This is a genomic window from Clostridium sp. Cult2 (assembly GCF_021655075.1).
Lineage (GTDB): Bacteria > Bacillota > Clostridia > Tissierellales > Tepidimicrobiaceae > Schnuerera.
In genome coordinates, this window is the sequence record NZ_PPXX01000074.1 from 1 (window position 1) to 7367 (window position 7367).

General features: G+C 30.5%; 7 protein-coding genes. 1 reads left to right on the top strand and 6 read right to left on the bottom strand.

Annotated elements, in window-relative coordinates; translation table 11 throughout:
* The first annotated feature begins 306 nt into the window (after positions 1 to 306).
* Positions 307 to 1218 carry a selenium metabolism-associated LysR family transcriptional regulator gene (locus C3E90_RS08015; protein WP_236915124.1) on the top strand — a complete coding sequence of 304 codons (912 nt, stop codon included), beginning with the start codon at positions 307 to 309 and terminating at the stop codon, positions 1216 to 1218.
* A 76-nt stretch (positions 1219 to 1294) separates the two neighbouring features.
* Here C3E90_RS08015 and C3E90_RS08020 read toward each other — a convergent pair whose 3' ends face one another.
* The 6 genes from C3E90_RS08020 to ftcD all read right to left on the bottom strand — a co-directional run bounded on the left by C3E90_RS08020 (position 1295) and on the right by ftcD (position 7212).
* A complete protein-coding gene (locus C3E90_RS08020; RefSeq protein WP_236915125.1) occupies positions 1295 to 1957 on the bottom strand; it encodes a response regulator in 663 nt (220 codons plus the stop codon).
* 1 nt (position 1958) lies between these two features.
* On the bottom strand, positions 1959 to 3122 hold the full coding sequence (locus C3E90_RS13505; RefSeq protein ID WP_236915126.1) for a sensor histidine kinase: 1164 nt from the start codon (positions 3120 to 3122) through the stop codon (positions 1959 to 1961).
* A 15-nt stretch (positions 3123 to 3137) separates the two neighbouring features.
* Positions 3138 to 3596 (bottom strand): chemotaxis protein CheW, encoded by a 459-nt coding sequence (locus C3E90_RS08030; protein ID WP_236915127.1) that lies wholly within the window; start codon positions 3594 to 3596, stop codon positions 3138 to 3140.
* 82 nt (positions 3597 to 3678) lie between these two features.
* The gene (locus tag C3E90_RS08035) at positions 3679 to 4809 is read right to left on the bottom strand and encodes a TMEM165/GDT1 family protein (RefSeq protein ID WP_236915128.1); all 1131 of its coding nucleotides are present in this window, start codon (positions 4807 to 4809) and stop codon (positions 3679 to 3681) included.
* Between the two features lie 222 nt (positions 4810 to 5031).
* Positions 5032 to 6306 (bottom strand): imidazolonepropionase, encoded by a 1275-nt coding sequence (hutI, locus tag C3E90_RS08040; protein ID WP_236915129.1) that lies wholly within the window; start codon positions 6304 to 6306, stop codon positions 5032 to 5034.
* Positions 6307 to 6315: 9 nt separating this feature from the next.
* Positions 6316 to 7212, bottom strand: coding sequence for a glutamate formimidoyltransferase (gene ftcD / locus C3E90_RS08045; protein WP_236915130.1), 897 nt, complete (start codon positions 7210 to 7212; stop codon positions 6316 to 6318).
* Positions 7213 to 7367: the final 155 nt, after the last annotated feature.

The following is a 7367-nucleotide window of genomic DNA, read 5'->3' on the forward strand; positions in this document are numbered from 1 at the left end:
TTATATCTTACTCAAAGTACTTCACACTGTTAAGTTGTCTAGGTTCTTTGTTGTCGACACCGTTTAGAGCCGACTTTTATAATATAACAAATTTTAATTCTGTTGTCAAGAAGATTTTACTACTTTTTATTATGTTAATGTTTTAGCTTTAAAACCCTTTCTCGACAGCTATTTTAATATACCAAGTTTTTTATTATTTGTCAATGGTTTTTTTAATTTAAAATTGGGTTTTAATTTTTATTTAACTCTGATAAAATAAAAGTGCATATGTGAATTTTAGCAATACATAGAAAGGATGATATTAACTTGGATTTAAGACAACTTGAAACCTTTATTGAAGTAGCTAATTTAAAAAATTTTTCACGGGCTGCAGAAAAGCTATATATAACACAACCTACTGTAACTAACCATATACAAAATTTAGAAAAAGAATTAGGTTCCTTACTAATCAATCGTTCTGGGAAAAAAATCTCTTTAACGGATGCTGGTAGTTTGTTTTATAAGTATGCAATAAACATAGTTAATTCATGCGAAATGGCAAAATTCGATTTAGCAGCCTTTAAAGGCCGTATCCAAGGCCATCTATATATTTATTCTAGTTCAATTCCTAGAAAATATATACTACCTGATATAATTGATGATTTTTTGGAAAAATATCCTGATGTGTCTTTTACACTTGAGGATAAAGATTCAAAGAATGTAGTAAAAAGTATCCTTGAAGGTGATACAGATTTTGGGATTATTGGAGCTCAATATCCTTCAGATAGACTAAAGTATATTGAGCTAGTAGAAGATAGGTTATTGGTAATTACTCCTAATACTTCTCTATATTCCAAACCAAATTACTCCTATTTAACAATAGATGAGGTAATTAATGAAAAAATCCTTTTTAGAGAAGAGGGCTCTGGCACAAGAAATTTAATAGTTAATGAATTAGCAAAACACAAAATAAAAATGAATGATTTAAATATTATTGCCTATGTAGAAGATACTGAAACTATTAAAAATTTAGTATCCTTAGGAGTAGGTATAAGTTTTTTATCCCAACGGGCTGTAATAGATGACATTAAATTGAATAAATATAAGGTATACTATATAAAGGGAATTGATTTTATTCGCAAGTTTTACTTTGTTTATCATAATAAAAGACAACTTTCTCCTTTAAATGAAACATTCAAGTCTTTTGTCCTAGAATATATTGAAAAACATTATATATGAAATATACCTCTTAAACTTTCGGTGAAATGTTTAAGTGCATAATAAAGAAACCAAAGAGGTCATCCCCTTGGTTTCTTTAAATTTTTTTAATATTGTTTTTAAATGCAAATATTGCTGCTTGTATCCTATCATTAACTTCAAGTTTCTTGAAAATACTTGACACATGATTTTTTACGGTTTTTTCACTGATATAAAGCTTGTCCGCTATATCTTTATTATTTAATCCTTCTGCTATCAATGTCAAAACTTCATACTCCCTTTTGGTCAAAAGTCTTATTTTCATAAGTTCTTTATTTCTTTCATCATCCTTAGAACCCATACCTTCTACTAGCATAGAAGCTATACTCGGTTGAATGTAAGTCTTCCCAGCATTTACATCTCTAATAGCTTTAATTAAACTATCAGCATCTGAATCCTTTAAAACATATCCATTAGCACCTATTTTCATAGTTTCAAGTAAATATTCTTTATCTTCATGAATAGTAAGCATAATAACATTGGAATCGACTCCTAAATCCTTTAATCTCCTTAAAACATCTATACCATTCATATTTGGCATGTTTATGTCTAATAATATGACATCCGGATTATATTTCAATGCATTTTCAATAGCTTCTTTACCATCCCCAGCTTGAATCGTTACTCTTATATCATTTTCTAACTCTAGTAATTGCTTCAATCCTTCCCGCATTAATACATGGTCATCAGCTATCATTACAGATATTTTCTCATTTACCATATTAACTTTCCTCCTCTGGTAACATAATATAAATGTTAATTCTTGTGCCTTTGCCTAGTGAGGATTTGATTTCTACATTGCCTTCTAATAATTCTACCCTTTCTTTAATACTAATTAAACCAAAGCCTCCAGTTGTGCCACTACCAATTTTATTAACTTCTTCTACATTAAATCCAATTCCATTATCTTGTATGGATAAATTAAGTCTCATGGGGGAGTATTCTATAATTATCCTAGCTTCTGATGCATTTGAATGTTTAAAAATATTGTTTAAAGATTCCTGTATAATTCTAAATACTGCTACTTCAATAGCTGAGTTTAAATTTACTATATTGCCAATTACTTTTAGTTTTATATCTATTCCGGTGTACTCTATAAAATTATAAATATATCTTTCCAAAGTTGGAATTAGTCCCAAATCGTCTAAGGACATGGGTCTTAAATCATATATTGTCTTTCTTAAATCACTTAAGGTAGCTCTCACTATAGTTTTCAATTTATGCAATTCCGCTTTGGATTTGTCCCTATCAATATCCATCATTCTTTCACAGATTTCTGTTTTTATCAATATATTTGCCATAGATTGAGCTGGCCCATCATGAATGTCTCTAGCTAATCTTTCCCTTTCTTCTTCTTGGGCTTCAATTATCTTAATTCCTAAAACCTGTCTTTTATTTAAATGGTCAACAGTAAATAATATTTCATCTAAATTACCCTTTAAGTATTCAGTAACTACACTTACTGATTTCCTAACATTTTCAGCTTTTTCATAAACTTCTATGGCAGATTTTAACCTAAATTCTTGTTCTTTTCGCCTCTCTATTAAGGTTTTTTCTTCTTCTCTTTTTAAAAGCAACCTAATTCTATTTTCATTAGCTCTATCATAAGCCTCTTTTAAATCTTCCTCAGTGTATATATTGAAATTTTTACTTACATTTGATAGATAGATTCTGCTTTTTCTTTCTTCAACCTCTAATAAATCTACTTCTCTAATTATTTTATCGACTTTATCCTTAATTTCATATAAATCTTTTTCAATTTGTTTTACATCTTCTCTAGCATATTCAACTATTTCAGTTATTTCTTCTTTGCTATTTTCAATAGAATAGATGGTTTCATGTAATATTTCATTAATACGTTCAATTTTAGAAGAAATATTTGTCACAATTTACACCTCTTTTTATATTTCAATCATATCAATTTGATCTTTTTCTTTATCTGTTAATATTTTATGTAAATCTAAAAGAATCAACAGCCTATCTTCACCAATTTTACCAACCCCCGTGATAAATCTTCTATCTACTTCAGATATTATATCCGGAGCTGGGTCAATTTGTTTGTCATCTAACCTTAACGTTTGAGAAGCTTCATCAACAACAAATCCTATTTCTTTATCTTTTAGGTTTATAACAATTATCCTTGTATCTTTTGTTGCTTTTGAAACATATAATTTAAATCTTTTCTTCAAATTGATTATAGGTATGACATTTCCCCTGTAATTGATTATTCCCTCAATAAATTCTGGAGCATTAGGTACATTAACAGATTCTTGATATGGTATTATTTCTTTTACATTCATTATATCAATGCCAAACTCCTCTGCCTCTAAATTGAATACTACATATTGATTTTCAGCCATATCCTATCCCCCTTTCATATTTCTTACTTATTCTATACTATTCTACATAAATATTGTTTATCCTTCTTTAATTTTGCAATATTTATATAGAGGAACTAAGCTTTTCCCTAATCCTATATTCTAAATTTTCCCCTATATGATAATTAACCCTTTTAATCTGTCTAATATATTTAGATAAATCGCCATCAAATCTAATGTTTTTCCCTATCAAGATTAACTCTAAAAAGCCTTTAATTTTATTGATAATAAATTTCTCGTCATTTACTAGTCCATACTCTATAGAATCAGCTATTATCAGACTCAATGCTTCCATCACTTTGGTTTTGTCAAAGTTTTTATTCTTTAACTTTTGAAAACCTATATCTTCTTCAACATAGAATTGATTATTATCTCTTGCATTTTCTAAAAGACTCTTTGTATAACCTATTATACAATTGTTACCAGAACAATTGCCACATACATCTTCACCAAGACAGATATCATCCACTGCTTTTTTTAATAATTTTGTTTGAATATATAAGGTAGCAGCTACCTCCTTCATAGGAGAATATTTGGATTGCTTTTTCCTAATAATCAATCTTCTAGTCAATATCATATAAACTGGTATGATTACAATTAAATAAAGCCTTATATTAAATGGATTTAATAGTTCTATTGGAATCCATTTATAAAGTTTCAACGTTCCAAAAAATATAAATACTATAGATGAAATGATTTTAATTGAAGTATCGGGCATCCTTTCTCCAATTTTGCTACCTACAAAAATCCCTAAACCACTTGTTCCTAACATGCCTAATGTAGTCCCTAATAAGATAAAAAAAGGATGATTTCCTTCTGCAGATAATGTCATAGCTGTAAGCTGGGTTTTGTCACCTAGCTCGCCTATAAAAAATGCCAGGGCTACGGTAATAATAGCGCTGGAATTCCTTTTGTTCCCCTTTTCTTCTAGCTCTTCCTCCCTTAATGCCAACATTCCAAAAATGACAAACATTATCCCTGCAATTAGTTGTATGGAACCCATAGGAACTAGCCTAGATAAATATCTACCTAGTACTATTGCTAAACCATGATTTAGAAAAACTCCTATGAATACACCTGTTAAAACTTCTTTTACCTTGTATTGAGTTGCAAAAGTCATAGCTATTATCTGTGTCTTATCTCCCATTTCTGCAATGAAGATTAAAAGAAATGCTCTAATCAATTCAGTAATCATATGTCTTCTCCTTTTATTCTTTATTAATTGTTATAATTTCCCTTTGCTACAGGTTATAAAAAAGACTTTTAGTTTAATAGTAGTACCCTATTAAACTAAAAGTCTCGCTCCCCTCTAAATAATAGGGTAAATAGGACCAGGTGTATTCACCAGTATGTTGATCCTATTTTAGTAATAAATACTATAGCTACTCCCTTTTAGTATACTTATTTAAATATAATTTTATAGTATATTGCTAGATTTTTCAAATGCAAATTTCCCGTTTTTTATCACTTTGTCCGTATGGTTTATTCCAAAATGATAGATAATATAATCTAAATTAGGTGAATCGAATATAACTAAATCCGCTTTTTTACCAACTTCTAAGCTTCCTACTTGGTCTTCTAGCTTCAAGGAAGCTGCTCCATTGATTGTTGCTGCTGTTATCACTTCTTCAGGTGTCATCTTCATGATAATTGAAGCAAAGCTCATGACTAATTGCATGTTTTCTGTTGGGCAACTACCTGGATTATAATCTGTAGAAATGGCTATTGGAACTCCTGCTTCTATCATCTTTTTAGCCTGTGCAAATTTTCCAGTCTGTAAGTTAAAGGATGTCCCAGGGAGTAAATTGGCTATTACTCCTTTTTCCGCCATCATTTTAATCCCTTTATCGCTAGCGGCAACTAAATGGTCTGCTGAAATACAACCCACTTCTGCTGCTAATTCTGCACCACCTAAAGGTTCAATCTCATCAGCGTGAACTTTTGGAAGTAGACCATATTTTAATCCAGCTTCTAATATTTCCCTTGATTCTTCTACAGAAAAAACACCTTTTTCACAAAATACATCACAGAACTTGGCCAATTTTCTATCTGCCACCTGTGGAATCATTTCATCTATTATTATATCAATAAATTTTCTTGGATTATCTTTATATTTTGGTGGTATAGCATGAGCTCCCATAAAAGTAGATACTACGTCTACATGATGGTCTTCGTTTAGCTTATTTGCTACTTCCATCTGTTTAATTTCAGTTTCAAAATCCTCTAATCCATATCCACTTTTTGCTTCTACAGTTGTAACTCCAAACCCTAACATAATATCTAAACTTTTTTTTGCTTTATCATAAAGTTCTACAAAATTTGCTTCTTTTGTTGAATTTACTGTGCTATGAATACCACCACCTGCTTCTAATATTTCTAAATACTTAGCTCCTTTCAATTTCATTGATAATTCATGTTCCCTAGAACCTCCATGGATAAGATGGGTATGGGAATCCACAAGGCCTGGTGTGACAGTTTTGCCTTTGCCATCTATGAAAATAGTATTTTCATGGGTATTAATATCTGTTGGTAGTTTACCTTCACCTACATAAATTATTTTATCCCCTTTTATTGCAACTATTCCATCATTTATAAGCCCAATTTCTTTCATTTCCTCTTTTACTCTAGGTCTATTAGGCCCTCTTAAGGTTATTAAATTATCTATGTTTTTAATAACAATATCCGCTTTCATATTATCACCCTATTCAAACATTCTTTTTTCAAGTATTTGACTGGAATGGAAGTTTTCTAATCTTAAATAATAATCTGCTACATCGACCAAAGCTTGCATTGGCACCAATCCTATGATTTCACTTCCTATAACATTTACTCCATATCTTCTTGCTTCCCTTTCTATAGTATCAAATACTCTAAATAGGGAAGTTTTAGTATAATCAACCATATTCATGGAAACTTGCACTATACCTCTTTCATTTATTTCTAATCCTATAGCTTTACAATAGGTGAAGCCTCCTGTTCTCGCTCGTACAACCTTAGCAATTTTCTTTGCAATTTCCACATTATCAGTTCCTAAGTTTACATTAAATGCAACTAAAGGCATTCTAGCTCCTATTGCTGTTACACCAGCTTTAATATTCAAAGTACTAGGTCCAAAGTCTGGTGTCCATTCTTCCTGTTTAAGTTTTTCTGCCATCCCTTCATATTGTCCTCTTCTAACATCTGCTAAATTTCCCCTTTCTTTAGATGTTGCAGATTTTTCATATAGGAAAACTGGAATACTCAGTTCTTCACCTATTCTTTTGCCTAATTGTATAGAATACTCTACACATTCTTCCATAGTTACATCGGATATAGGTATTAATGGTATTACATCTGTTGCCCCCATTCGGGGATGTCCTCCAGTATGTTTCGTCATATCTATTAGTTCAGCTGCAACCTTAGCTGAATTAAAAGCTGCTTCTACAACCTGTTCAGGTTCACCAACAAAGGTTACTACAGATCTGTTATGATCTTTATCCATGGAATAATCTAATAATTTCACCTCGTCTATTATCCTTATTTCTTCTACTATCTTTTCTATTATTTCTTTATTTCTTCCTTCACTAAAGTTAGGTACACATTGAACTAATCTGGCCATTTAAATCTCCTTTCTATTACTTATTCTTCTCATATCCTTCATCTACCAATTTATTAATTAAATCTTCATCAGGTAAGTAGGGTATGGTAATATGATTTGTATCTTTAAATTGCTTATTGTATTCAATGCATGTTTCTATTGAGTTTTCATTTCTT

What these genes read in the sequence shown, in the direction of transcription:
- ftcD (WP_236915130.1), bottom strand. Translation starts at nt 7,212, where the DNA reads ATGGCCAGATTAGTTCAATGTGTACCTAACTTTAGTGAAGGAAGAAAT.
- C3E90_RS08020 (WP_236915125.1), bottom strand. Translation starts at nt 1,957, where the DNA reads ATGGTAAATGAGAAAATATCTGTAATGATAGCTGATGACCATGTATTA.
- C3E90_RS08035 (WP_236915128.1), bottom strand. Translation starts at nt 4,809, where the DNA reads ATGATTACTGAATTGATTAGAGCATTTCTTTTAATCTTCATTGCAGAA.
- C3E90_RS08030 (WP_236915127.1), bottom strand. Translation starts at nt 3,596, where the DNA reads ATGGCTGAAAATCAATATGTAGTATTCAATTTAGAGGCAGAGGAGTTT.
- hutI (WP_236915129.1), bottom strand. Translation starts at nt 6,306, where the DNA reads ATGAAAGCGGATATTGTTATTAAAAACATAGATAATTTAATAACCTTA.